Below are 23715 nucleotides of genomic sequence, written 5' to 3'. Positions count from 1 at the left end.
CTCAGCGGGCCGCTTTGGCGCGGCACAATTTTTTCGCGGCGCGTGCGGGTGCCCTAAAGCCCCTGCCCCGGTTTCACGTCCTTCAGTTCCATCGCCTTGGCCGGGTCACGATACATCTGCGCCAGAACGTTCTGGCGCTTGACGTCGCTGCGGTGGCGCAGCGTCAGCACGATGGCCCCGATCATCGCGACCAGCAGGATCAGGCCGGCAAGCTGGAATATCAGGAAATATTTGTCATAGATGATGGCACCCAGGGCTTGCGTATTATGCAGCTCGGACAGCGGCGGTATCGGATTGCCAAGGCGCGCATCGAAGCCTTCGGAAAACTGCCACTGGCCCAGAGCCATCGACAGCTGGATCAGGATCACCACGCCGATCAGCCCGGCCAGGGGGATATATCTGGCCATCTCGGCCTTCAGTTCGGCGAAATCCACATCCAGCATCATCACCACGAACAAGAACAGCACCGCCACCGCGCCGACATAGACGATGACCAGCAACATGGCGACAAATTCAGCCCCGATCAGCACAAACAGCCCCGCCGCGCTGAGGAAGGTCAGGATCAGCCACAGCACCGAATGCACCGGGTTGCGCGCCACAACCACAAAAAGCGCTGCCACCACGGCAGTGAGGGAAAACAGGTAGAAGGTGAAATCGGCAACGCCCATCGGTCTACTCCTCGGCCCCGTCAATGACCTGACGGGCCAGTTCCATCGCCTTGTTCATCGCAGGCACACCGCCGAACATGGCCGCCTGTGCGATAGTGTCGGCGATCTCCTGTTTGGTGGCCCCGGCCGCCAGCGCATGGCGCACGGTCAGCCGGATCTGCGGTTCGGCATGGGCCCCCTGAATGGTCAGGCCCTGCAATGTCAGCAACAGCCGGGTCTTCACGTCCAGCCCGTCGGGGTTGAACGGCTTGCCCAGCATCATTTCCATCATTTCGGCGGGAATTGTGGGCCACATCTTCTCGAACCCTTCGGGCGTGAAGCTGGACAGCGCCGGGTTCATCGCCTTGGCCATCTCCTGGGCCATGTCCTGGGTCTGCTTGAACAGCGCCTCGAACGGGTTTTGCGGTGTATCGGTCATCGGTAAGGTGCATCCAATTCCAGGTTGCGGGCGATCTCGGCTTCCCACCGGGCACCGTTTTCCAGCAGCTTGCCCTTGTCGTAGAACAGCTCCTCGCGCGTCTCGGTGGCAAATTCGAAATTCGGGCCCTGGACGATGGCATCGACCGGGCAGGCTTCCTGACAGAAACCGCAATAGATGCATTTGGTCATGTCGATATCATAGCGCGTGGTGCGGCGGCTGCCGTCTTCACGCGGCTCGGCGTCGATGGTGATGGCCTGGGCCGGGCAGATCGCCTCGCACAGCTTGCAGGCGATGCAGCGTTCTTCGCCATTGGGATAGCGGCGCAGCGCATGTTCACCGCGAAAACGCGGCGAAAGGTAGCCCTTTTCATGCGGGTAGTTCAGCGTCACCTTGGGCGCAAAGAAATATTTCAGCCCCAGTTTGAAGCCGATAATGAAATCCCAAAGCAGGAAATATTTCGCAGCCCGGGTGTAATCAATCTGCGTCATGGCTCAGCCCCCCACCATCCAGCGGGCATAGGCCCCGCCGAACAATTCGAATTTCGCGGCAAATGATACCAGCACAACCCAACCCAGAGACATCGGCAGGAACACTTTCCAGCCAATGCGCATCAGCTGATCATAGCGGTAGCGCGGCGTGATCGCCTTGACCATCGAGAAGATGAAGAACACGAACAGCATCTTGCCGATGAACCACAGGATGCCGTCGGGCAGGCCCGGGATCGGGCTGAGCCAGCCACCAAAGAACAGCAGCGCCACCAGGGCGCACATCAGCACCACGGCCACCAGTTCGCCGATCATGAACAGCAAGAACGGGGTCGAGGAATATTCCGTCTGATAGCCCGCGACCAGTTCCGATTCCGCCTCGGGCAGATCGAAGGGCGGGCGGTTGGTTTCGGCCAGCGCCGAGATGAAGAACAGGATCAGCATCGGGAAATGCGGGATCCAATACCAGTTCAGCAAGCCGTAATTACCATCCTGCGCCGCCACGATAGCGCCGAAATTCATCGAGCCGGTCGAGATGATGATGCCGATGATGATCAACCCGAGCGAGACCTCATAGGAAATCATCTGCGCCGCAGATCGCAGCGACCCCAGGAACGGGTATTTGGAATTTGACGCCCACCCGCCCATGATCACGCCATAAACCTCCAGCGAGGACACCGCCATGACATAGAGAATGGCAACATTCAGATCGGCCAGCACCCAACCATCGTTGAACGGGATCACCGCCCAGGCCACCAGCGCCATCACCAGGCTGACCATCGGAGCCAGCAGGAACACGACCCGGTCGGACCCGGCCGGATACACGATCTCTTTCAGGATGTATTTCAGGAAATCGGCGAAGCTTTGCAGCAGGCCAAAGGCCCCCACCACATTCGGCCCCCGGCGCATCTGGACCGCGGCCCAGATCTTGCGGTCGGCATACATCAGAAACGCGAGTGCGACCAGCAGCGGGACCACGACCAGAAGGATTTGACCCAAGATGAGCAATGCGATGCCCAGCCCAGTGGTTGTAAAGAATTCAATCATTCGTCCTCACACCGTCGGTATGCCTTGCTCAGTGCAGTCGGCGACCACCACTTCCGCGTCAATCGTCTGCACCCCCCGGGGGAGCGCCGGTGACACGGTGTAAACCGCATCTGCCCGCCAAAGGCCAGACTCTTCATTCACATTTGTGCGCACATGTCGCGCAAACCCATAGCCCCGGATCACCGTATATTGCGCTGCGGCGCATTCGGCGTAACGGGCCACATCCGCGCGCGTGCGCGCGCCGCGCATCTGGACCCGGAAGCTGACCAGATCGGCATCCAGAAGCCGGGTCTCGATACCCAGAAATTCAAACTGCGCCGCTGTCGCATCCCGGCTGGTCGCGCTCTGCCCGCCCCCCTCGGTTGCACAGGCCGCCAGCGTCAGAATCGCCAGCAGGCCGGAATGGCGGATGAGCGTGGGGCCCGGCATTGCCGCCTACTCCGCCGCAATGGCGGTTTCGGCCCGCGCCCTTGCCCCCGCAGACAGCTCTGCCATCAGGGTTGAGGCGCGCGCGATCGGATTGGTCAGGTAGAAATCGGTGACTGCAGGCAGGAAATCAGCCTTGCCCGGTGCGCTCAGCGGCAGATTGTCCGGCGCATTCACCGGAACCTCGTCAATCGCGCCCAGATGCGGATGCGCCGCCACCAGCCCCTGGCGCAGCGCGTTCAGGCTGTCAAATGGCAGCGTGGCCCCGATTTCGGCCGACAAGGCGCGCAGGATGGCCCAGTTTTCCTTGGCCTCACCGGGTGCGAACCCGGCCCGAAGCGCCAGTTGCGGGCGCCCTTCGGTATTGACGAACAGCCCCTGTTCCTCGGTATAGGCCGCGCCCGGCAGGATCACATCGGCCCGATGCGCACCACGATCACCATGGCTGCCCTGATAGATCACGAACGCGCCTTCGGCGATATCGACCTCATCGGCCCCGAGGCTGTAAATCACATCGGCCCCGTCAATGGCCGCCGCCAGACCGCCCTCGGTCACCGCGCCCACATCCATCGCGCCGACCCGTGCGGCGGCGGTATGCAGCACCAGCAGGCCCGCCCCCGAGATCTCGGCCATTTTCTGCACCTGCGCCAGCACCGCCTCGCCATCGGCCTCATACAGGGCACCCTGGCCGACGATCACGATGGTTTTCCTGGTCTCGCGGGTTTCATCCGAAACGCCATCCGCGATCATGTCCAACAGCGCCTGGCGGTCGGTTCCGGCGTGGTGATACTCATAGGTCAGATCGACGGCGGGCCCGATCAGCGCCACCTCCGCCCCGGCGATCCAGGCCTTGCGGATGCGCGCATTGAGCACCGGTGCCTCAAGGCGCGGGTTGGTGCCGACCAGCAGGATCATATCGGCGTCGTCGATATCCTCGATCGTCGTGGTGCCGGCATAGGCGGCGCGATTGCCGGCCGGCAGTTTCGCGCCATCGGTGCGGCATTCGACAGTGCCACCAACAGATTCCATCAGCATTTTCAGCGCATAGATGGCCTCGACCGGAGCAAGATCCCCGACCAGCCCGGCGGGTTTTGCGGCCCCCTTCAGGGCCTCGGCGGCGCGTCCAAGTGCCTCAGGCCAGGTGGCCACCCGCAAGCGCCCGTTTTCCCGGATATAAGGTTTGTCCAGCCGCTGCCGGCGCAGCCCGTCCCAGACAAAGCGGGTCTTGTCGGAAATCCATTCCTCGTTCACGCCATCATGGTTGCGCGGCAGAATGCGCATCACTTCGCGGCCCTTGGTATCGACCCGGATATTGCTGCCAAGCGCATCCATCACGTCGATGGTTTCGGTCTTGGTCAGCTCCCAGGGCCGGGCGGTAAAGGCATAGGGTTTCGAGGTCAGCGCGCCGACCGGGCACAGGTCGATGATATTGCCCTGCAGGTTCGAATCGAGCGTCTGGTTCAGATAGCTGGTAATCTCGGCATCCTCGCCGCGCCCGGTCTGGCCCATGACCATCAGCCCGGCCACTTCGGAGGTAAAGCGCACGCAGCGGGTGCAGGAAATGCAGCGCGTCATCTGGGTGCCGATCAGCGGACCAAGATCCAGATCCTCGCTGGCGCGTTTGGGTTCGCGGTAGCGGCTGAAATCGGCCCCATAGGCCATCGCCTGATCCTGCAGATCGCATTCGCCGCCCTGATCGCAGATCGGGCAATCCAGCGGATGGTTGATCAGCAGGAACTCCATCACGCCCTCGCGGGCCTTTTTCACCATCGGGCTGTTGGTTTTCACCACCGGCGGCGCGCCTTCCGGGCCGGGGCGCAGATCACGCACCTGCATGGCGCAGGATGCGGCGGGTTTGGGCGGGCCGCCGACAACCTCGACCAGACACATCCGGCAATTGCCGGCAATGGACAGGCGTTCGTGGTAACAGAACCTCGGCACCTCAACGCCTGCTTCTTCGCAGGCCTGGATAAGGGTCATGGCGGGATCAACCTCGATCTCTTTGTCGTCGATGATGATTTTGCGTAGCTCGGTCATGGCATTACCTTTGCGGGTCGCGGAAGCGCCGGAAAACTGGATGCCTGTCTAGCGCAGCCCCAAGCCGGATTCACGCGGAAATTCCACTTTCACACCCTAGTGCCGCGTGCGGCGGGAATTTGCAACGCAGGCGGGCATGATTTTGCGCGGTTTTGACATGAAGCGCGGGGGTTTGTCGCCGCGCCCAAAACGCACAGGCCCGCCGGACGGGTCCGACGGGCCTGTGACAGTAACGAAAAAAGGCGCTATCGCAGCAGCCGCCCAATGGCAGAGCCTGCGGCAATTTCTTCGCGGCCCACGGTGCAATAACCCGCCATCATCGTCGGCGAAGCCCCGCGCGCGGCCAAACGTTCATCCGCAATGGCGCGCACCCGGTCCTGTTCGGCCTCGTCAAAGACGTATTCCCGGATCTCGGCACGGCTATAGCCAAGCGCCGTTGCATCATCGACCAGATCGTTGATGAAACCGATGGCGCGCAACCGCCGGGCCGAAATGTCAGGGCAGCGGTTCCGGATATAGCGGGCAATGGCGAAATTCACCAGACCCTCGCTGATCGCCGGATCTTCGCGCAGCCGGTCCCATTCATCGGCTTGCGCAGGCAGCGCGGCAACAAGGCACAGCACCAGAACAGTGGCAAATCGGGACATGTCTCAAATTCCTTTCGTGGGAAATGCTCAACGAGGACCAGATATGCAGGCGGGACGGCCTGACATTCAATAACACTGCGCTGTCACGGCTTGTTATTGGCCTGAAACCGCCGTTTTCAGGGGTTTTCAGCGCGAAATTCCGCAAGGGTCGAGGAACGGCCGGTCAGGCATGTTCCTAGGGTCAGGACCCGTTAATCCTGCGCCACTGGTTTGACAGATTTTTTCTCTGACAAGGCGCGGGGCGCGCATGTAAATCTGGTTGATTTTCAAAGCCCCGCAACGCGGTCAGGGGGAAAATCCGCCAAATCCAAGGGACGCTGATTTGCCTTCATCTCAGCATCTCGGCGCGCTTGCAAATGGAGCCACCATTGACGGCGCGCGCCAAACCGCTGATATTTCGGCAAGTAAGGAGGATAAGAAATTGATCCGGGGGATCAATTTCCCGACGAACGCGCCAGTGACGCAGGATCAATGGGTCCTGACCTAGAGCGTGTCGCGTTCATTCGCATTCACGCGAGACGCTCTAACGCCTTGTTTTCGCATGTCCGAGAAGCTCAAAACCGGTTCCCACTTTTGAGCGACAGACCCTAGAATCGCACGCCCCAGAATGCGATGATGGCGTAGATCAGCAGCCCGACAAAACTGATGCCAAGCGTTATGTAAATCGCGCCTTCCAGCTTTTCGGGCGTGTTCAGCACCATCATCACCATGCCGGCCAGAACCAGACCGATCACCACCCCCAGGATGGAGCCGCCGATGCCCCAGTTATAGCCGACCCACAGCCCCGCGCCCATCAGGGTCAGAAAGACCACGGTCATCCAGGCCCGATAAAACCCGGCCAATACCGGGCGATTGTTTTGCATTGGTTGATCTGCCACTGCCGCCTCCATTGGTGCGCCCTTTTTTGGTGGGCGTTTTCCAAAGTCAGCCCATCTTAACGGGACAGCGCCCTGCCAGCAAGAATCCAGAAAAACCAGCCCGCGTCAGGCGTTCATCTTTGCAACACCCGCCTCTGGAGCAAGGGGCGAAACCCGCCGCTGTCGCCGGCACGAGCGCGCGCCGGGGCCTGTGGCGCTACTCTGCCGCGATCGCGCTGCGCTTGCCCTTGATCCGATCCTCGATCTCGTCGCGGAAATTGCGGATCAGGCCCTGAATCGGCCAGGCGGCCGCATCGCCGAGCGCACAGATGGTGTGGCCTTCGACCTGTTTGGTGACATCGAGCAGCATGTCGATCTCCTCGACGGCCGCATCGCCACGCACCAGCCGCTCCATCACCCGCATCATCCAGCCGGTGCCTTCGCGGCAGGGCGTGCATTGGCCACAGCTTTCATGCTTGTAGAATTTGGCCAGCCGCCAGATCGCCTTGATGATGTCGGTATCCTTGTCCATCACGATCACCGCCGCGGTGCCAAGGCCCGATTGCAGGTCATTGCGCAGATAGTCGAAATCCATGATCGCATCGCGCATGTTCTCACCGCGCACGCAGGGCACCGAGGAGCCGCCGGGGATCACCGCCTTGAGGTTGTCCCAACCGCCGCGAATGCCGCCGCAATGTTTTTCGATCAATTCCTCGAACCCGATGCTCATCGCCTCTTCCACGACGCAAGGGTTGTTGACATGGCCCGAGATCGCAAACAGCTTGGTGCCGGAATTGTTGGGCCGGCCAAAACCCGCGAACCATTCCGCACCGCGGCGCAGGATGGTGGGCACGACGGCGATGGATTCGACATTGTTGACGGTGGTCGGGCAGCCATAAAGCCCCGCGCCGGCCGGAAAGGGCGGCTTCATCCGCGGCATGCCCTTCTTGCCTTCGAGGCTTTCCAGCAGCGCGGTTTCCTCGCCGCAGATATAGGCCCCGGCACCGTGATGCAGATAGAGGTCGAAATCCCAGCCCGATCCGGCCGCGTTCCTACCCAACAGACCGGCCTCATAGGCCTCATCGATCGCGGCCTGAAGCGCCTCGCGTTCGCGGATATATTCGCCCCTTATATAGATATAGCTGACATGCGCATTCATCGCGAAACTGGCGATCAGCGCGCCCTCGATCAGCGTGTGGGGATCATTGCGCATGATCTCGCGGTCCTTGCAGGTGCCCGGTTCCGATTCGTCGGCATTGATCACCAGATAGGACGGGCGGCCATCGCTTTCCTTGGGCATGAACGACCATTTCAGACCGGTCGGAAACCCGGCACCACCGCGCCCGCGCAGACCCGATGCCTTCATGATCTCGACAATCCTGTCGCGGCCAAGCCCGACCAGATCCCTGGTGCCATCCCAATGGCCGCGCGCCCGCGCCCCGGCCAGATCGCGATCTGCCATGCCGTAGATATTGGTGAAAATCCGGTCTTTGTCCTGAAGCATCCTCAGTCCCTTTCGTGGCGCCGCGCGGTCCAGATCTGATATGTCACAATCAGCGCCCAGACCAGAGCCGCAATTGCCGCAAGGTCGAACAGAAACACATAGCGCCCGGGCAGGCCAAGCCGCCCACCGAAAAACTGCGCCCCCATCCACAAAATCATCGTCACGGCAATCACGGTGCCGGCGACGCGCGCCTTGCGCATGGTGTGGTCGGGTTTGGCGGGCATCGGGGCGGCTGGCCTTTGCATCATGTCCTTGGCCAGCGTTCTAGGGCACGGGCGCGGGGATTGTCCATGCCAAGTGCAGCCCCCAGAGATGAAAAAACCCCGCACCGGGTGGCCCGATGCGGGGTTTTTCGGTCATGTCGCATGGGTCAGAGCAGGCTTGCCGCCCCCGACACGATATCGAACCGGGCGCAGCTGCGCTTGAACCCGGTGATGTTTTCATCGAGCCAGTCGATGGCGTCGTCATCAAGCCCGGCCAGCTGATCGAAATGATAGATGCCGATCTCGTTCAGGCTGTCGGAGAGCTTGGGCCCGATGCCACGCACCGCCTGCAGGTCATCGCCCTGCCCGTCGCGCGGGGCGTCCAGCAATACCGGGTTTGGTGTGGCCGTGGCAATTGCAGGCTCTGCAACGGCACCGGTGCCAATGGCGGTGGCCGGTTCTGCCACGGGTTCTGCCGCGGGGTCTGCGACCGGCGCGGCTGGCATTTCGTCCACAATCCCCCGAGCCGCCACAGGCGCGCCATCATTGGCCACCGGCCCGTCAACAGCGCGTGCCACGGCCTGCCAGAAGGTCAGCGGGGCGTTCAGGCCCAATTGCCAGCCTTGCAGCGCCGCATTGCCATAAAAGGCCGCCGTGTAACTGGCAGCCGCCATCATATTGGTGCGGGCCGCAATCGAGCCGCGCCAGATATCTTCAGCGAGTTTCATTCAAGTCGTCCTCATTGGGATGGTGTCAACATCCTCCCGAGCCTCAATATACGTTGCCGTCATCGACTTTTCTTGAAAAATCAGTGTCACCGCCTGCGGCCAAATGCCCGGCCTGTTCGACCCAGTTGTCACGCGTCACGCGGCCTTTGAACCCGGCCAGATTGTCATCCATCCAGGCCACTTCATCCGGCCCCCAACTGGCGATCTGGTCGAAATGGAAGATGCCGAGCGAATGCAGCAACTGCTCCATCTTTGGCCCGACGCCCTTGATCTTCTTCAGATCATCGGGGCCGCCATCGCGGGCCGCAGCCAATCCGGCAGGTTGCAAAGCGGTGCCTGGGGCGGCGGCGGGTTCGGGTGCAGGCGTTACGGGCTCGGGCGCGGGTTCGGGCTCCGGTTCCGCCACCGGCTCCGGCTCGGGCGCTTCCGCTACCGGTTCGGGTTCGGGCTCCGGCTCGGGCGTTTGCGCTACCGGTTCGGGCGCGGGCTCTGGCGCAGGCGCGGCTGGCGCATTGGCCGGGGCCGCTGGCGATCTGGCCGCTCCACCATGCGATGCGCCCCCGGCGGCTTGCCCGCCAGAACAGATCAGCCTCTGCAACAAAAGGCCCGCGCTGATGAAAACGGCCAGCCCCAGAACAAGCGACCAGAAGAACGTCCCCCCGGTCAGTCGCCAAAGAACGAGAAACAAAGCGCCACCCATAATGGCACCAGAAATCCAGCAAATTATGTGGCAACTGGAATTATTCGAGCTTGAAGACATGTCTACTCCCCCTCTCCTGATTTCAGCGAAGTAGACACCACAGCCCGCGTTGCGGGAAGGTTTTTCTGCACATCCCGGCGCACGCGGTTGCGTCATCGCAACATTTCCGGCCGCATGGGCGCGATTTCAACCGGTTTTACCGGTTTTTCTGCGTGATTTGCCGCGTGACGCGATTTTGACATTCGCCAAACCGGCTGCGTCAGCCCTGTGCCAGGTCACCGGCCTGAGCGACCCAATTGTCGCGCTCGATCCGGCCCTTGAATTTGAGACGGGCATCGACCCAGGCAATTTCAGCAGGCCCCCAGGCGGCGATCTGGTCGAAATGGTAGAAGCCCAGATCGTTCAGCACGCCCTCCAGTTTCGGGCCCACGCCCGAGATGCGCTTGAGGTCATCAGCCCCGCCATCGCGGGCGGCGCTCAGGATCTCCGGCGCGCTTTCTGCAATTTCGGCGGCAGGGGCCTTGGCGGCTGGGGCTTTGGCGGCGGGGGCTTTGGCCGGGGCTGATGTTGCGGACAGGCCTTCGGCCATCAGCGCGGTCACTTCCGCATCACCACCCGATTGCTTGCCCCAGGGGGTCAATAGCGGCGCTTCGGTGCCGTCGATGCGTTTCACGGTATCACCGATATCGGTGGCCAGCCGGGCCGAGATATTCAGATCGTCGCGCCCGGCCTCAAGGTCCTTGAGCGCGCTCAGCCCGGCCAGCGGTTCCGACGCATAGCGCCCGTTCTGCGGCCCCGGTGTCGGCACCCGGCCCGCGGCCAGCTCATCCAGGATCCAGGCAAATTTCTCGACCGTCAGATCCTCGTAGTAATCCTTGCCGATCTGAACCATCGGCGCGTTTGAGCAGGCCCCGAGGCATTCCACCTCTTCCCAGGAAAAGCTGCCATCATCCGACAGCACATGCGGCTGCGCGGCGATCTTGTCCTGGCAGATGGCGATCAGATCCTCGGCCCCGCATATCATGCAGGACGTGGTGCCGCAGACCTGCACATGCGCGATGGAGCCCACCGGCTGCAACTGGAACATGAAATAGAAGGTCGCGACCTCAAGGGCGCGAATATAGGCCATGCCCAACATATCGGCGACATGTTCGATGGCGGGACGGCTCAGCCAGCCCTCCTGCTCCTGGGCGCGCCACAACAGCGGAATGATGGCGGATGCCTGGCGGCCTTCGGGGTATTTGGTGATCTGCGCGCGGGCCCAGTCAAGATTGGCGGGCGTGAAGGCAAAGCTTTCGGGTTGCGCGTGGTGGAGGCGTCTCAGCATCAGGTCGTTCCCGTCGAATGTCGTTGCAAGGCTAGCTGCCAGAGAGCGCGCAAAATGTCCATGCGTCTCTTTTTACGTTCCAGCCGGTCAGGCCGCGCCGAATCGCGCCGCCAGGGCGACGCCGAAGGCAATCAAAGACAAAATCCCCGAAACCGTGTGTTTCCAGTGCGGGTGCCCGGCGCGGGCGTAGATGCGGCCATCGGCAAAGCCCATGAAGGCGCAGACCGCAAAGAAGATGATCAGGATATTGAGATCGCCATAGATCGTAAAAAACGCCGCCAGGATGGCAAAGGCCGTGTAGCGGTCGGCCATCACAAGGGGCAGCATTTCAAGGCGATGCGTGGTCTGGCGCAGGCCCTTTTCGGGATCCGACCAGAACGCATAGGCCAGCACGCCAAGGATCAGGACCGTGATCGCGCCAAGAATCGTGACCAGCAAGATCAGGCTCATTACCCGCCCCCCGCCCGCATCGCTGCCCGGGTCACCTGTCGATCTCGCCGAACACCACATCCAGGCTGCCGATGATCGCCGAACAATCGGCCAGCATGTGGCCTTTTGCCATCCAGTCCATCGATTGCAGATGCAGATAGCCCGGCGCGCGGATCTTGGCCTTGTAGGGCCGGTTGGTGCCATCGGCGATCAGATAGACGCCAAATTCGCCCTTGGGGGCCTCGATCGCGGCGTAAATCTCACCTGCCGGAACATGGAAGCCCTCGGTATAGAGCTTGAAATGGTGGATCAGCGCCTCCATCGAGGTCTTCATCTCACCGCGTTTGGGCGGGCTCAGCTTGCCCCGCGCCATTACCTCACCCTTGCCCTCGGGGGCGCGCAGTTTTTCAATCGCCTGATGCATGATCCGCAGGCTCTGGCGCATTTCCTCCATCCGGCAGAGATAGCGGTCATAGCAATCTCCGTTCTTGCCGACCGGAATCAGGAAATCAAATTCATCATAGCATTCATAGGGCTGCGCGCGGCGCAGATCCCAGGCCATGCCCGATCCGCGCACCATGACGCCGGAATATCCCCAATCCAGCGCATCCTGTTCCGAGACGATGCCGATATCGGCATTGCGCTGTTTGAAAATGCGGTTTTCCGTCAGCAACCCGTCGATATCACTCAGAACCTGTGGGAATTCATTGGCCCAGGTCTCGATATCATCCAGCAGATCGTCGGGCAGGTCCTGATGCACGCCGCCGGGCCGGAAATAGGCCGCATGCAGACGCGCGCCGCAGGCCCGCTCGTAAAAGATCATCAGTTTCTCGCGTTCCTCAAACCCCCAGAGAGGCGGCGTCAGCGCGCCCACATCCATCGCCTGGGTGGTGACGTTGAGAAGATGGTTCAGGATGCGCCCGATCTCGGAATACAGCACCCGGATCAGTGACCCCCGGCGCGGCACTTCGGTGCCGGTCAGCTTTTCGATGGCCAGGCACCAGGCATGTTCCTGGTTCATCGGGGCGACGTAATCCAGCCGATCGAAATAGGGCAGGTTCTGCAGATAGGTGCGGCTTTCCATCAGCTTTTCGGTGCCGCGATGCAGCAGCCCGATATGCGGGTCGCAGCGCTGGATAAGCTCTCCGTCCAGTTCCAGCACCAGCCGCAGCACGCCATGCGCCGCCGGGTGTTGGGGCCCGAAATTGATGTTGAAATTCCGGATCTTCTGTTCGCCTGTCAGGGCGTCCTCGAAGCCTTTGCCGCCATCCATCATGCCAGCGCCTCCATGTTATCCGTCCAGCGTTGCGGCAGCGTGTCCATACGCTGACGCAAGGCATCATATTGCGGGGTGAGCCAGGCCAGCGCGCGGGCCCGCTGTGTCTGGGTCATCTGCAGATCGGCACCCTCATGCACCCGGGCCTCCGGCCGCGCGGGGTGCGGCGCAAGGCCCAGAAAACCGCAGATCCGGTCCACGGTCTCGGGCTGAAAAAGGGTCTCATAGAACCCCAGAAACAGCGATTTCGGGTCCAGTGCCGCATCAATCCGCGCCAGCGTCGCGGCATAATCGCTGCGCGCCGCGATGGTCCGGTCCTGGCCCGACACCACCTTGTCCAGCAGCGCCGCCGCAGTTTCGGCCAAAGCGCCCGACCGGCGCGCCGCCGCCATGCGGATGTTCGACCACAGCCGGTCCAGCGGGTCGCGCATCAGATAGATGAACCGCGTCACCGGGGCCAGCCCCGCCATCCGGGTCAGCGTGGCCTGTGACACGGTGGCATAGGCCGGGGTGATATCGCCCACAACGCGGGCATCCCCCGCCGCCTCGGTCAGAAAACCGACATAGGCCGCATCAGAGGGGTCCGCGATCACATTCAGCCAGCGGTCATAGGCCCGGATCTCGCGCCGCAGCCGTTTATCCAGCCGCATGTCACCCGTGGGCAACCGCCCGGTCCGGCGCGCCTTTTCCTTTTGCATCCGGGCAATCTGGCGGTCGAACTTGCCGGTCTCGGATGTGTCGAAATAATGCAGCTCCTTGACCGCCGGCAACCGCACTTGCGGGTGCGCGGAAAGATAGCGGTAAAGCCAGGTGGTCCCCGCCTTGGCCGCGCCGATCCCGAAAAGAAGGGTTGCCTGATTCATCATCAGCCTTTCGCGGCTTCGGGCTTTTCGTCACCCGGAAGGATGTATTCGGCCCCTTCCCACGGGCTCATGAAATCGAACTGGCGATATTCCTGCACCAGGCTGACCGGCTCATAGACCACCCGTTTCAGGGCGTCATCATAGCGCACTTCGGTATAGCCGGTGGTCGGGAAATCCTTGCGCAGCGGATAGCCCTGAAACCCGTAATCGGTCAGGATCCGGCGCAGATCGGGATGGCCGGTAAACATCAGCCCATACATGTCGAATACTTCGCGCTCGAACCAGTTGGCCGCCGGGTAGACCCCGGTTATCGAAGGCACCATGTCGCTTTCGCGGACCTGGCATTTTACCCGGATGCGGTGATTTTGATACATCGACAGGAAATGCCACACCACATCGAACCGCTTTTCGCGCGACGGGTAATCGACGGCGGTAATATCGACCAGGGTCGAAAACTGGCAGGTTCGGTCGGTCTTGAGATATTCCATGAAGGCCGGGACCGAGGCCAAGGTGATCTCAGCGCTCAATTCGCCATGGGTCAGGTCGGTGCTGATCACGGCATCGCCCTGTTTCAGGGTGATGTGATCGGCCAGTTCGCGCAATGCGTCGTCGCTCATTGTTTCGCCTCCACCAGAACTTCGCTATGAAAACGCGCCTCGGCATCATAATCCAAAAAAAACGGGGCCATGACATCGGGGATCACGGCGCGCGCGGGTGCGGGTGCGGGTGCGTCACCGGCATAGCGTCGCACGGCATCCATGTCCTGCCATGACGTCATCACTGTCACCCGGCAAGGGTCTTTTTCGGTCTCGGCAAGAATCCGTATGCCGCGAAATCCGTCACCCGCCCGCATGCCGGGAAAGGCCCGCGCCCGGAACGTCTCAAGCCACGGCCCGATATCGTCACGTGCCATGTTCGCCTCCCAACTGCGGACAATCGAGCCGGTCATCGCGCGGCCGGTCATCGCGCGATCGTGCCGGTGCGGCGCATCTTGCGTTGCAGCTGAAGCAGACCGTAGAGCAGCGCCTCAGCCGTCGGCGGGCAGCCCGGCACATAGAGATCAACCGGCACGATCCGGTCGCAGCCGCGCACCACCGAATAGCTGTAGTGATAATAGCCGCCGCCATTGGCGCAGGATCCCATCGAGATCACATAGCGCGGTTCCGGCATCTGGTCATAGACCTTGCGCAGCGCCGGGGCCATCTTGTTGGTCAGGGTGCCGGCCACAATCATCACATCCGACTGGCGCGGGGACGCGCGCGGCGCGATGCCGAACCGTTCCGCGTCATAGCGCGGCATCGAGGTATGCATCATCTCGACCGCGCAACAGGCCAGGCCGAAAGTCATCCAGTGCAGCGACCCGGTGCGCGCCCAGTTGATCAGATCCTCAGAGGTGGTCAGCAGAAATCCCTTATCCTGCAATTCCGCGTTCAAGGCCTGTGTGGCAACCTCCGGGTCATGCCCGGCGGTATTGGCACCAGTTTGCACTTTTTCCGGAATCACTCCCATTCCAGCGCTCCCTTTTTCCACTCATAGGCAAAACCGATGGTCAGGACGGCCAGAAAGATCATCATCGACCAGAACCCCAGCATCGACATCTCGGGGAAGGCGACAGCCCAGGGAAACAGAAAGGCGATCTCGAGGTCGAAAATGATAAACAGGATGGCAACGAGGTAGAACCGCACGTCGAACTTCATCCGCGCGTCGTCAAACGCATTGAAGCCGCATTCATAGGCGCTGACCTTTTCCGGGTCCGGGTTGCGCACCGCCAGCACGGCAGCGGCAAGGAGAAAGACCAGGCCCAAAGCGATGGCAACGCCAAAAAACATCAAAACCGGCAGGTATTCCCGCAAAAGCTCGTCCATCGAGAGAGGCTCCTTTTTCCGCACGCATCGCGTGGCGTGGTATCGAGTTGTGGTTTAGCCCTGCCCCGTCGCGTGGTCAACCAAGCGCAGGCGCGGCAGATGGGCCATTTTGCGTGATTTCGCACCGGTGTTGTGCGCGCTCCGGTGGTTCCGAAAAACATTCGCTGCCAGAGCGGTGGAAAAACCCGGTCGGGCACCGCACGGCTCTGGCCGCGCGTCCGGCCGATCCGAAGTGCCAACCAAGCCGCTTCGAAGCGGCTTTCAACGCGGTTTCGAAACCGCGTCAAAAGGCGGTTGCAACCGCCTTTTCCCGTTGCGCCTGACCATGACAATGGGGCTTGAGGCTCACCCCCCGCGCGGCCAGATCACCGGAAACCAATCCTCGCGCAGCTTTTGGCCTGGCACCATGCCATGGCCCGGAAATGGCGGCGAGGTCGGCCCCGGACGCACCACATAGCGCGCATCATCACCCACCAGGCGCAGCGAAAACGCCCGCCTGCGTGCCGTGCCGGTATTGCCGCGCGCGCCGTGCAGCGTGGCGAAATGAAATGCCACCGCATCGCCCGGCTGCATCGCCCATTCCAGCACCTCCATGCCCATGGCATCTGGATCCGGCACCGGGATATAGGCCCCGTCATCGGGATAGAAGGCATCCTCCTTCAACCACCGCGTTGGCAGCACCGGTTTCGGCCAGCGATGCGACCCGGCCACAAGCCGCAGCGTGGCGCGGCCCACCGGGTCCAAAGGCGACCAGAAACTGACGCTCTGACGGCCTTCGACAAAATAATAGGGGCCATCCTGATGCCAGGGCGTGGGTCTCAATGTGCCCGGTTCCTTGACCAGCACGTGATCGTGAAACAGCTGCACCGTTTGCGACCCCATCAACTGCGCCGCGACCTGCGCCACCGGGCTATCGCGGATCACCTCTTCGAATTCGTCGATCCGGGTCCAGTTGCAGTAATCGTCGAAAAACCGCCCGCCCTCGTCGGCCAGCAGATTTTCGGCCGCATAAGGCCCGGGGTCGTCCATATTGCGCGCAACGCCTTTGCGCAGCACCTCGACATGATCCGCGAACAGCCCCTTGATCAGCACCGCCCCATCGCGGGCATAGGCGTGGATCTGGCCTTGGGTGACGTTGACAGATATGGCGCGATCCTCTGAATTGAGCCTTGCCGACAAGAGAACGCCAAGCCCGCGCCAAGGACAAGGGGCCGGTTTGCGGCTCAGCCAAACCCCACAAACAACGCCGCCGCCAACATGGCACCGGTCACCGGTGCCCAGAGCCGCCGCTCAGCCCGCGATGGCGTTGCCAGATTGGCCAGAAAACTGAGCCCCGTCAGCGCCACAGCCAACCAGAACCCCAGGCCCGGCGCATCGCGGACCAACCCCACCCGCGCCAGCACGGCCCATGCCATCGCCCCCAGAACCACCGCCTGCAAAACCGCCAGCGCCCGCATTTTGGCGGGCAACCTGCCGCGATAGAGCCCGCCAATGCTCAGGTGCCCCCAAGGGGCCCCCGCCGCCAGCGCCAGTTGAAACAGCGCCGCAATGCCAGCCAGTCCGGCATAAAGCCACGCAACAAGCGCGCTCACCCCTGCCCCCATCCCGGTTTGCGCTTGTCGAAAAACGCGGCAATCCCTTCGCGCGCCTCCTCGCTTTCCCACCGCTCCACCAGCGCATCAATGGTCATGGCAACGGTGGCCTCATCGACCCGCGGCTCCAGCCGGGCCACCAGCGCCTTGGCCTCGGCCACCGCCCCCGGCGCGCAGGCCAGATAGGGCATCACCTCGGCCTCGACCGCCATGTCCAGATCATCGACCGGCACCGCGCCCGCCAAAAGCCCCAGATCGACCGCCTCCGCGGCCTCGAAGATCCGGGCTGACATGAACACACGCCGCGCCCGCGCCGCGCCCATGCGTGCCACGACATAAGGCCCGATGGTGGCCGGGATCAGTCCCAACCGGGTTTCGGTCAGCCCGAATTTCGCGCCCTTGACGCCGATGGCGGCATCGCAGACCGACATCATGCCGATGCCGCCACCAAAGGCCTGGCCCTGGATCCGCCCGATCAGAGGCTTCGCCATCCGGTCCAGCGCCCCCAGCATCGCCGCCAGTTTCTGCGCCCCGGCGGCCCGCGTCGCGGCGTCGGCTGCCATCTGGTCGCGCATCCAGCCCAGATCACCGCCGGCACAAAAACTGCGCCCCGCCCCGGTCAGCACCACAACCCGCACCGCCGGGTCACGGCCCAAGCGATCGGCTGCCGCCGTCAGCTCGGCAATCATCTGCGCGTTCAGCGCGTTATGCGTGTCGGGCCGGTTCAATGTCAGCGTGGCAATTCCCAGATCGTTGACGTAAATCTCTATGGTTTCCATAAGGTTACCCCTCCCGCATTGCGCGTGCCATCCCGGCGGCCTGGCGGATCACCGCCATATCCAGCCCGGTCTCATATCCCAGATCCGCCAGCCGTGCCGCCACCGCCCCGGTCGCGACATTGCCCGCCGCCCCCGGCGCATAGGGGCAGCCGCCCAGCCCGCCAACCGCGGCATCAAACACCCGCAATCCGCGCGCCAGCGAGACCTCGATATTGTCCAGCGCCCGGCCGCTCGTGTCATGAAAATGCCCGGCCAGCTGCGCGGCGGGCATCTCCTGCAACACGCGCGCCAGCATGGCATCGACCCGGTCCGGCTGGCCCCGTCCGATGGTGTCGCCAAGCGAGATCTCATAACAGCCCATATCGCGCAGCGCGGCGGCAACGGCGGCGACCTGATCGGGGCTGACCGGCCCGTCATAGGGGCATTCGACGACGCAGGAGATATAGCCGCGCATCGCAATACCATCGGACCTTGCGGCCGCGGCCACGGGGCGGAACCGCTCCAGGCTTTCGGCAATGGTGGCGTTCAGATTGGCGCGCGAAAACCCTTCCGAGGCCGAGCCGAATATCGCAATCTCATCGGCCCGCGCCGCTTTGGCAGCCTCATAGCCGCGCATATTCGGCGTCAGCGCGGCATAAGATACCCCCGGCGCGCGGGTGATCCCGGCCAGAACCTGCGCCCCGTCCGCCATCTGCGGCACCCATTTCGGACTGACGAAACTGGCCACTTCGATGCGCCTAAACCCCGCGCCGCTCAGACAATCCACCAGTGCGATCTTTGCCGAAGTCGGGATGGCGCGCTGTTCGTTCTGCAACCCATCGCGCGGCCCGACCTCGAATATCTCGACGCGTTCCATCACTCCGCCTCCCAGGGGGCATAATAGTCGCGCGTATACAGCCGGGCTTCCTCATCGGGGATCGGGGTGGCGGCAATAAAACCGGGCCGCGCCGTGATCCGGTCATACCAGGCAACCAGGGCCGGAAACGGCGCAATCAGGGCGAAATGGCGCGCCATGTAGATGGCCTGCCCGACCGAGATATCAGCGGCCGAAAAGCCGCCATCCAGCAGATAGTCCCGGCCCTGCAACCGCGCCTCCACCGCCGCGTAGCATTTCTCGATCCGGCGCGCCTCGATCTTCATCACCACCGGGCTGCGCATGGCGTCCTCAAACAGCGCCACATGCTGCTGCGTCAGGCTGGCGACATGCTGGCTGATGGTTTCCGCGAAATGCACATGGATCAGCCAATCGGCGCGCTCAGGGTGGTCTGGCGCACGACCCAGCCCGGCCTCGGGGAAGCGTTCGCACAGGATCTCGGTGATGGCACCGGTTTCCCAGTAACTGCGCCCGTCCATCTCCAGCGCCGGCACCCGGCCAACCGGGTTCAAGGCCAGAAATTCGGCGCTGCGAAGGGTCTTGTCAAAGGGCCAGGTCTGGAGCTCGAACGGCACGCCCAGCTCATGCAGCAACCACAGCGTGCGCATCGAGCGGCTCTGCGCCACGTGATGCAGCCGGATCATGGCGCACCCTCACCATTCGGCAAACCCTGCGCGAAAGCCCCGGCGCAACTCATGCCTCATCCTCCAGCTTGATCAGGGGCGCGCCCGCCTCCACCTGCGCGCCAGCGGTTACCAGCACCTCCTCGACCACGCCATCGCGCGCCGCGCTCAGCGTATGTTCCATCTTCATCGCTTCCAGAATCGCCAGCCGATCACCCTGCACCACCGACTGTCCCGGTTTTACAAATACCGCCTTCACCAACCCTGGCATCGGGGCCTCAATCACGCCCGCCCCGGCCCCGGCCTCGACCGCAACATCCAGAGGGTCGATCAGATCAAAGCCATAGGCATTGCCCCAGAACACGCTCAGCGCCTGGTCATGGCGCACAAGATTGACGGATACCGGCGCGCCGTCGATCCGCCAGCGCGGCCCATCCCTGTGCACGATATGGACCGCGTCGCCGATCGCAACCCGAAACTGTCCCGCCGCCAGCGTCTCGATCTCTGCCGTCAGAATCTCGCCGCGATACCCCAGCGCCACGCTTTGCCGCAATGGCTGCCACAGGGCAAAGCCCTGCAAGGCATCGTCCCCCTCATGCAGGCCCAAAGCGCCCAGGGCCGCAAGTGACCGAGCCCGCGAACAGGCTACAGGCTCTGCCGCCAACACATCCAGGTCACGCGCGATCAAACCGGTATCGACCGCGCCGGCCGCAAAGCCTTCATGCCGGGTCAGCGCCCGCAGAAAGGCCAGATTGGTAACCGCCCCGGCAACTTCGGTGCGCGACAGCGCCCGCTCCATCTGTTGCAACGCCACGCCGCGCGTCGCCCCATGAGTGATGATCTTGGCAATCATCGGGTCATACCAGGGGCTGATACTATCGCCTTGGCGCACGCCGGTATCAGCCCGCACGCCTTCGGGAAATACCAGATGCTCCAGACGCCCTGTTGCGGGCAGAAACCCCTTCGGGACATCCTCGGCGTAAAGCCGCGCCTCGAACGCATGGCCGGTGATCGTCAGATCACCCTGTGCGCAGGGCAAGGCCTCGCCCGCGGCCACCCGCAACTGCCATTCGACCAGATCGACCCCGGTGATGGCCTCGGTCACGGGATGCTCGACCTGCAACCGCGTGTTCATCTCCATGAACCAGAACCGGTCCGGGCGCAGCCCATCCGAGCCATCGACAATGAATTCAACCGTGCCCGCGCCACAATAACCGATGGCCTCGGCCGCCCGCACCCCGGCCGCCCCCATCGCTTCGCGCATCTCAGGAGTCATGCCGGGAGCCGGGGCCTCCTCGATCACCTTCTGATGGCGCCGCTGAAGCGAACAATCGCGCTCAAACAGATGCACCGCGCGGGTGCCATCGCCAAAAACCTGCACCTCGATATGACGCGGCTTTTGCACATATTTCTCAATCAATACGGCATCATTGCCAAAGGCGGTCCGGGCCTCGCCCATGGCGCTGGCCAGCGCATCGGCAAAATCCGCGGGGCTCTCGACCTTGCGCATCCCCTTGCCGCCACCGCCCGCGACGGCCTTGATCAGCACCGGATAGCCTATGGTATCAGCCGCCCCCGACAGATGCTCCGGGTCCTGGTTCTTGCCGTGATAGCCCGGTACCACCGGCACACCCGCCGCCTCCATCAGCACCTTGGCCGCATCCTTCAGGCCCATCTTGCGAATGGCGTCGCCCGAGGGGCCGATAAAGACCAGCCCCGCCGCCGCAACCGCGTCCACAAAATCGGGGTTCTCGCTCAAAAACCCATATCCGGGATGGATCGCATCGGCCCCTGTGTCCAGAGCCGCCTGAATGATCACATCACCGCGCAAATAGCTGTCGGCCGGGGCCGAGCCCCCGATATGGACCGCCTCATCGGCCAGTTCCACATGGGCCGCGCGCGCATCGGCATCAGAATAGACCGCAACCGTGCGCACCCCCATGCGGGCCGCCGTCGCCATCACCCGACAGGCAATCTCGCCCCGGTTCGCAATCAGGATCTTGGCAAACATCGCGCACCCTCCTTGGGGCCGGAGCGATCCAACCCCTTCTTCTTTGCAAAAATACTCCGGGGTGCGCGAGGGGCTGGCCCCTCGCTGCCGCCCTCTGACCACACACCGCCCCGCGAACAGGGAGCGGTAAAAGAATTTTCCGGAAAATTCTTCGCCTCCCCCCTCACGCGTAATCCTCCACCACCCGGAACCGCTCGCACATGATCTCCATGTCGTCGCTGAACCCGCCCGAGCGGGCGAAATACGCCTTGTAGGCCTTGCGCCAATGCGCCAGATCGCGGAACTCGCCCTGTGCCGCCACAAATTCCTCGTCCATCGCATCAAACCGGCGGCTGGATACCTCAACCGTTTCCAGCATCAGCGCGGGTGTCCCGTCCCAGTTCAGCGCAACATCGCGCCGCCCGACAACCGGCAGCACATCGCCATCCCCGGTATAGACGCGCATCGCCTCGCAGGTGGCCGATTTACTGCCAGCCCGGACCAGCCAGAGGATATGTTCACATAATGACTGACTGTCGCCAAACCGAAAGGTCTCGGCCTCGGGATTGGCGTCGATGATCTCTTGCAGGGTCTGTTTCGGCATCCGGTTTCCTATCTCGTATATGCACAGGGTGTGTACGGGGGGTGCACGCCTGGTGCATAGCCCGTTTTCACATCCGAAAGACGCCAAACCGCGTCTCCTCAATGGGTGCATTCAGAGCCGCAGACAGCGACAGGAACAGCACCTCACGGGATTTTCGCGGATCGATCACGCCATCATCCCAAAGCCGCGCCGAAGCATAGAGCGGGTGCGACTGCCGCTCGAACATCTCGACCGTCGGGCGCTTGAATTCCTCTTCTTCCTCGGCTGACCATGCCTGCCCGGCCCGCGCCAGCGCATCGCGTTTCACACTTGCCAGAACGCCCGCCGCCTGCGCCCCGCCCATCACCGAGATCCGGCTGCCTGGCCAGGACCACATGAACCGGGGTTGATAGGCGCGCCCGGCCATGCCGTAATTTCCGGCCCCGAACGAGCCGCCCACCACCATGGTGATCTTGGGCACCGATGTCGTTGCCACCGCCGTCACCATCTTGGCCCCGTGGCGCGCGATGCCTTCATTTTCATATTTCCGCCCGACCATGAATCCGGTGATATTCTGAAGGAAAACCAACGGGATAAACCTCTGGCTGCACAGTTCGACAAAATGCGCAGCCTTTTGCGCGGCTTCCGAAAACAGCACGCCATTATTGGCGATGATACCGACAGGGCAGCCCATGACATGGGCAAATCCCGTCACCAAAGTCTCGCCAAAGCGCGGCTTGAATTCATCGAACCGAGAGCCATCGACCACCCGTGCAATCACTTCGCGGATGTCATAGGGCGTGGTCAGGCTGGCGGGCACGACGCCAAGCAAATCATCGGGGTCATAGGCCGGATCCTCCGGGGTCTGCCATTGCACGCTGGCAGGTCTGGCCCGGTTCAGCGACTGCACCGCGCGCCGCGCCAGCGCCAGCGCGTGGGTGTCATCCTCGGCCAGATAATCCGCCACACCTGAAGCCCGTGTATGCACATCGCCGCCGCCCAGATCTTCCGAAGTCACCACCTCGCCGGTTGCGGCCTTGACCAGCGGCGGCCCGGCAAGGAAAATCGTTCCCTGTTCGCGCACGATGATCGTCACATCCGACATCGCCGGAACATAAGCCCCGCCAGCCGTGCACGACCCCATCACGACAGCGATCTGCGCGATGCCCTTGGCGCTCATTCGGGCCTGATTATAGAAGATCCGGCCAAAGTGATCGCGGTCGGGAAAGACCTCATCCTGATTGGGCAGATTGGCCCCGCCGCTATCGACCAGATAGATGCAGGGCAGATTGCATTCCTCGGCAATTTCCTGCGCGCGCAGGTGTTTCTTGACCGTGATCGGGTAATAGGTGCCGCCCTTTACCGTGGCATCGTTGCAGACAACCATGACCTCCTGGCCATGCACCCGGCCCACGCCGGTAATGACCCCGCCACATGGCGCGGCATTGTCATACATGTCATGGCCCGCCGTGGCCCCCACCTCCAGGAATGGGCTGCCGGGATCGAGCAGATTGGCCACCCGGCGGCGTGGCAGCATCTTGCCACGCGATTCGTGCCGCGCGCGGGATTTTTCGCCGCCACCCATGCGCGCCGCACCGGCGGCCTCGCGGATCACATCCAGCGCGGCCAGATGCGCAGCCCGATTGGCCTTGGCGGCGTCGCTGCCCGCAATGAAGGAGGATTTCAGTTTCATTTCAGATCCCGGTCCAGATGTTACAGTTTCAGATCCCGCCTCAGTTCCCGCAAGGGCGTTCGGCTATCCCATCGCCCCCATCATTTCGCGCCCCACCA

The 23715-nt window shown here is 62.7% G+C and carries 28 protein-coding genes; all 28 read right to left on the bottom strand.

What is annotated here, in order from left to right; translation table 11 throughout:
• Positions 1–53: 53 nt before the first annotated feature.
• Positions 54–668: an NADH-quinone oxidoreductase subunit J gene (locus tag ACW8PS_RS09435; protein WP_491527120.1), complete on the bottom strand. Its 615-nt coding sequence runs from the start codon at positions 666–668 to the stop codon at positions 54–56.
• Positions 669–672: 4 nt separating this feature from the next.
• On the bottom strand, positions 673–1086 hold the full coding sequence (locus ACW8PS_RS09430) for a carboxymuconolactone decarboxylase family protein (protein ID WP_491527119.1): 414 nt from the start codon (positions 1084–1086) through the stop codon (positions 673–675).
• Positions 1083–1577, bottom strand: a complete 495-nt coding sequence (nuoI, locus tag ACW8PS_RS09425; RefSeq protein WP_491527118.1) for an NADH-quinone oxidoreductase subunit NuoI — start codon at positions 1575–1577, stop codon at positions 1083–1085. Before nuoI ends, ACW8PS_RS09430 begins: the two co-directional genes overlap by 4 nt.
• A 3-nt stretch (positions 1578–1580) precedes the next feature.
• Entirely contained in the window at positions 1581–2621 is a 1041-nt protein-coding gene (gene nuoH / locus ACW8PS_RS09420) for an NADH-quinone oxidoreductase subunit NuoH (protein ID WP_491527117.1), read from the bottom strand.
• A gap of 6 nt (positions 2622–2627) precedes the next feature.
• Complete coding sequence (locus ACW8PS_RS09415; RefSeq protein ID WP_491527116.1) at positions 2628–3050, bottom strand: YNQ4 family lipoprotein; 423 nt, start codon at positions 3048–3050, stop codon at positions 2628–2630.
• A gap of 6 nt (positions 3051–3056) precedes the next feature.
• Positions 3057–5084, bottom strand: a complete 2028-nt coding sequence (gene nuoG / locus ACW8PS_RS09410) for an NADH-quinone oxidoreductase subunit NuoG (RefSeq protein ID WP_491527115.1) — start codon at positions 5082–5084, stop codon at positions 3057–3059.
• 245 nt (positions 5085–5329) lie between these two features.
• A complete protein-coding gene (locus ACW8PS_RS09405; RefSeq protein WP_491527114.1) occupies positions 5330–5731 on the bottom strand; it encodes a DUF5333 domain-containing protein in 402 nt (133 codons plus the stop codon).
• A 587-nt stretch (positions 5732–6318) separates the two neighbouring features.
• Positions 6319–6609, bottom strand: a complete 291-nt coding sequence (locus tag ACW8PS_RS09400) for a hypothetical protein (RefSeq protein ID WP_491527113.1) — start codon at positions 6607–6609, stop codon at positions 6319–6321.
• A gap of 196 nt (positions 6610–6805) precedes the next feature.
• Complete coding sequence (nuoF, locus tag ACW8PS_RS09395; RefSeq protein WP_491527112.1) at positions 6806–8092, bottom strand: NADH-quinone oxidoreductase subunit NuoF; 1287 nt, start codon at positions 8090–8092, stop codon at positions 6806–6808.
• A 2-nt stretch (positions 8093–8094) separates the two neighbouring features.
• Positions 8095–8316 carry a DUF5337 domain-containing protein gene (locus tag ACW8PS_RS09390; protein ID WP_491527111.1) on the bottom strand — a complete coding sequence of 74 codons (222 nt, stop codon included), beginning with the start codon at positions 8314–8316 and terminating at the stop codon, positions 8095–8097.
• Between the two features lie 146 nt (positions 8317–8462).
• Positions 8463–9023, bottom strand: coding sequence for a helix-hairpin-helix domain-containing protein (locus ACW8PS_RS09385; protein ID WP_491527110.1), 561 nt, complete (start codon positions 9021–9023; stop codon positions 8463–8465).
• A 43-nt stretch (positions 9024–9066) separates the two neighbouring features.
• Complete coding sequence (locus ACW8PS_RS09380) at positions 9067–9783, bottom strand: helix-hairpin-helix domain-containing protein (RefSeq protein ID WP_491527109.1); 717 nt, start codon at positions 9781–9783, stop codon at positions 9067–9069.
• Positions 9784–9982: 199 nt separating this feature from the next.
• Positions 9983–11050 carry an NADH-quinone oxidoreductase subunit NuoE gene (gene nuoE / locus ACW8PS_RS09375; protein WP_491527107.1) on the bottom strand — a complete coding sequence of 356 codons (1068 nt, stop codon included), beginning with the start codon at positions 11048–11050 and terminating at the stop codon, positions 9983–9985.
• Between the two features lie 87 nt (positions 11051–11137).
• The gene (locus ACW8PS_RS09370; protein WP_491527106.1) at positions 11138–11500 is read right to left on the bottom strand and encodes a hypothetical protein; all 363 of its coding nucleotides are present in this window, start codon (positions 11498–11500) and stop codon (positions 11138–11140) included.
• Positions 11501–11531: 31 nt separating this feature from the next.
• Entirely contained in the window at positions 11532–12755 is a 1224-nt protein-coding gene (locus ACW8PS_RS09365; RefSeq protein WP_491527105.1) for an NADH-quinone oxidoreductase subunit D, read from the bottom strand.
• The gene (locus ACW8PS_RS09360; protein WP_491527104.1) at positions 12752–13618 is read right to left on the bottom strand and encodes a sulfotransferase; all 867 of its coding nucleotides are present in this window, start codon (positions 13616–13618) and stop codon (positions 12752–12754) included. The genes ACW8PS_RS09365 and ACW8PS_RS09360 overlap by 4 nt, the downstream gene beginning before the upstream one ends.
• Before the next feature lie 2 nt (positions 13619–13620).
• On the bottom strand, positions 13621–14235 hold the full coding sequence (locus ACW8PS_RS09355) for an NADH-quinone oxidoreductase subunit C (RefSeq protein WP_491527102.1): 615 nt from the start codon (positions 14233–14235) through the stop codon (positions 13621–13623).
• Entirely contained in the window at positions 14232–14531 is a 300-nt protein-coding gene (locus tag ACW8PS_RS09350) for a hypothetical protein (RefSeq protein ID WP_491527101.1), read from the bottom strand. Before ACW8PS_RS09350 ends, ACW8PS_RS09355 begins: the two co-directional genes overlap by 4 nt.
• Positions 14532–14578: 47 nt before the next feature.
• Positions 14579–15127 carry a NuoB/complex I 20 kDa subunit family protein gene (locus ACW8PS_RS09345; protein ID WP_491527100.1) on the bottom strand — a complete coding sequence of 183 codons (549 nt, stop codon included), beginning with the start codon at positions 15125–15127 and terminating at the stop codon, positions 14579–14581.
• Positions 15118–15483: an NADH-quinone oxidoreductase subunit A gene (locus ACW8PS_RS09340; RefSeq protein ID WP_491527099.1), complete on the bottom strand. Its 366-nt coding sequence runs from the start codon at positions 15481–15483 to the stop codon at positions 15118–15120. The genes ACW8PS_RS09345 and ACW8PS_RS09340 overlap by 10 nt, the downstream gene beginning before the upstream one ends.
• Before the next feature lie 345 nt (positions 15484–15828).
• The gene (locus tag ACW8PS_RS09335) at positions 15829–16629 is read right to left on the bottom strand and encodes a phytanoyl-CoA dioxygenase family protein (RefSeq protein ID WP_491527121.1); all 801 of its coding nucleotides are present in this window, start codon (positions 16627–16629) and stop codon (positions 15829–15831) included.
• A 77-nt stretch (positions 16630–16706) separates the two neighbouring features.
• Complete coding sequence (locus ACW8PS_RS09330; RefSeq protein ID WP_491527098.1) at positions 16707–17075, bottom strand: hypothetical protein; 369 nt, start codon at positions 17073–17075, stop codon at positions 16707–16709.
• Positions 17072–17854, bottom strand: a complete 783-nt coding sequence (locus ACW8PS_RS09325; protein WP_491527097.1) for a crotonase/enoyl-CoA hydratase family protein — start codon at positions 17852–17854, stop codon at positions 17072–17074. Before ACW8PS_RS09325 ends, ACW8PS_RS09330 begins: the two co-directional genes overlap by 4 nt.
• A 4-nt stretch (positions 17855–17858) precedes the next feature.
• On the bottom strand, positions 17859–18710 hold the full coding sequence (locus ACW8PS_RS09320; protein ID WP_491527095.1) for a hydroxymethylglutaryl-CoA lyase: 852 nt from the start codon (positions 18708–18710) through the stop codon (positions 17859–17861).
• Positions 18710–19372 carry a glutathione S-transferase family protein gene (locus ACW8PS_RS09315; RefSeq protein WP_491527094.1) on the bottom strand — a complete coding sequence of 221 codons (663 nt, stop codon included), beginning with the start codon at positions 19370–19372 and terminating at the stop codon, positions 18710–18712. Before ACW8PS_RS09315 ends, ACW8PS_RS09320 begins: the two co-directional genes overlap by 1 nt.
• A 49-nt stretch (positions 19373–19421) precedes the next feature.
• Positions 19422–21362, bottom strand: a complete 1941-nt coding sequence (locus ACW8PS_RS09310) for an acetyl/propionyl/methylcrotonyl-CoA carboxylase subunit alpha (RefSeq protein ID WP_491527092.1) — start codon at positions 21360–21362, stop codon at positions 19422–19424.
• Positions 21363–21525: 163 nt separating this feature from the next.
• Complete coding sequence (locus ACW8PS_RS09305) at positions 21526–21945, bottom strand: ASCH domain-containing protein (protein WP_491527091.1); 420 nt, start codon at positions 21943–21945, stop codon at positions 21526–21528.
• 67 nt (positions 21946–22012) lie between these two features.
• Positions 22013–23617 carry a carboxyl transferase domain-containing protein gene (locus tag ACW8PS_RS09300; protein ID WP_491527090.1) on the bottom strand — a complete coding sequence of 535 codons (1605 nt, stop codon included), beginning with the start codon at positions 23615–23617 and terminating at the stop codon, positions 22013–22015.
• Positions 23618–23715 lie beyond the last annotated feature (98 nt).

Source organism: Alterinioella sp. (genome assembly GCF_058343375.1).
This window is presented reverse-complemented; position numbering and strand designations above follow the sequence as displayed.

What these genes read in the sequence shown, in the direction of transcription:
- ACW8PS_RS09435 (WP_491527120.1), bottom strand. Translation starts at nt 668, where the DNA reads ATGGGCGTTGCCGATTTCACCTTCTACCTGTTTTCCCTCACTGCCGTG.
- ACW8PS_RS09430 (WP_491527119.1), bottom strand. Translation starts at nt 1,086, where the DNA reads ATGACCGATACACCGCAAAACCCGTTCGAGGCGCTGTTCAAGCAGACC.
- nuoI (WP_491527118.1), bottom strand. Translation starts at nt 1,577, where the DNA reads ATGACGCAGATTGATTACACCCGGGCTGCGAAATATTTCCTGCTTTGG.
- nuoH (WP_491527117.1), bottom strand. Translation starts at nt 2,621, where the DNA reads ATGATTGAATTCTTTACAACCACTGGGCTGGGCATCGCATTGCTCATC.
- ACW8PS_RS09415 (WP_491527116.1), bottom strand. Translation starts at nt 3,050, where the DNA reads ATGCCGGGCCCCACGCTCATCCGCCATTCCGGCCTGCTGGCGATTCTG.
- nuoG (WP_491527115.1), bottom strand. Translation starts at nt 5,084, where the DNA reads ATGACCGAGCTACGCAAAATCATCATCGACGACAAAGAGATCGAGGTT.
- ACW8PS_RS09405 (WP_491527114.1), bottom strand. Translation starts at nt 5,731, where the DNA reads ATGTCCCGATTTGCCACTGTTCTGGTGCTGTGCCTTGTTGCCGCGCTG.
- nuoF (WP_491527112.1), bottom strand. Translation starts at nt 8,092, where the DNA reads ATGCTTCAGGACAAAGACCGGATTTTCACCAATATCTACGGCATGGCA.
- ACW8PS_RS09390 (WP_491527111.1), bottom strand. Translation starts at nt 8,316, where the DNA reads ATGCCCGCCAAACCCGACCACACCATGCGCAAGGCGCGCGTCGCCGGC.
- ACW8PS_RS09385 (WP_491527110.1), bottom strand. Translation starts at nt 9,023, where the DNA reads ATGAAACTCGCTGAAGATATCTGGCGCGGCTCGATTGCGGCCCGCACC.
- ACW8PS_RS09380 (WP_491527109.1), bottom strand. Translation starts at nt 9,783, where the DNA reads ATGTCTTCAAGCTCGAATAATTCCAGTTGCCACATAATTTGCTGGATT.
- nuoE (WP_491527107.1), bottom strand. Translation starts at nt 11,050, where the DNA reads ATGCTGAGACGCCTCCACCACGCGCAACCCGAAAGCTTTGCCTTCACG.
- ACW8PS_RS09370 (WP_491527106.1), bottom strand. Translation starts at nt 11,500, where the DNA reads ATGAGCCTGATCTTGCTGGTCACGATTCTTGGCGCGATCACGGTCCTG.
- ACW8PS_RS09365 (WP_491527105.1), bottom strand. Translation starts at nt 12,755, where the DNA reads ATGATGGATGGCGGCAAAGGCTTCGAGGACGCCCTGACAGGCGAACAG.
- ACW8PS_RS09360 (WP_491527104.1), bottom strand. Translation starts at nt 13,618, where the DNA reads ATGAATCAGGCAACCCTTCTTTTCGGGATCGGCGCGGCCAAGGCGGGG.
- ACW8PS_RS09355 (WP_491527102.1), bottom strand. Translation starts at nt 14,235, where the DNA reads ATGAGCGACGACGCATTGCGCGAACTGGCCGATCACATCACCCTGAAA.
- ACW8PS_RS09350 (WP_491527101.1), bottom strand. Translation starts at nt 14,531, where the DNA reads ATGGCACGTGACGATATCGGGCCGTGGCTTGAGACGTTCCGGGCGCGG.
- ACW8PS_RS09345 (WP_491527100.1), bottom strand. Translation starts at nt 15,127, where the DNA reads ATGGGAGTGATTCCGGAAAAAGTGCAAACTGGTGCCAATACCGCCGGG.
- ACW8PS_RS09340 (WP_491527099.1), bottom strand. Translation starts at nt 15,483, where the DNA reads ATGGACGAGCTTTTGCGGGAATACCTGCCGGTTTTGATGTTTTTTGGC.
- ACW8PS_RS09325 (WP_491527097.1), bottom strand. Translation starts at nt 17,854, where the DNA reads ATGGAAACCATAGAGATTTACGTCAACGATCTGGGAATTGCCACGCTG.
- ACW8PS_RS09320 (WP_491527095.1), bottom strand. Translation starts at nt 18,710, where the DNA reads ATGGAACGCGTCGAGATATTCGAGGTCGGGCCGCGCGATGGGTTGCAG.
- ACW8PS_RS09315 (WP_491527094.1), bottom strand. Translation starts at nt 19,372, where the DNA reads ATGATCCGGCTGCATCACGTGGCGCAGAGCCGCTCGATGCGCACGCTG.
- ACW8PS_RS09310 (WP_491527092.1), bottom strand. Translation starts at nt 21,362, where the DNA reads ATGTTTGCCAAGATCCTGATTGCGAACCGGGGCGAGATTGCCTGTCGG.
- ACW8PS_RS09305 (WP_491527091.1), bottom strand. Translation starts at nt 21,945, where the DNA reads ATGCCGAAACAGACCCTGCAAGAGATCATCGACGCCAATCCCGAGGCC.
- ACW8PS_RS09300 (WP_491527090.1), bottom strand. Translation starts at nt 23,617, where the DNA reads ATGAAACTGAAATCCTCCTTCATTGCGGGCAGCGACGCCGCCAAGGCC.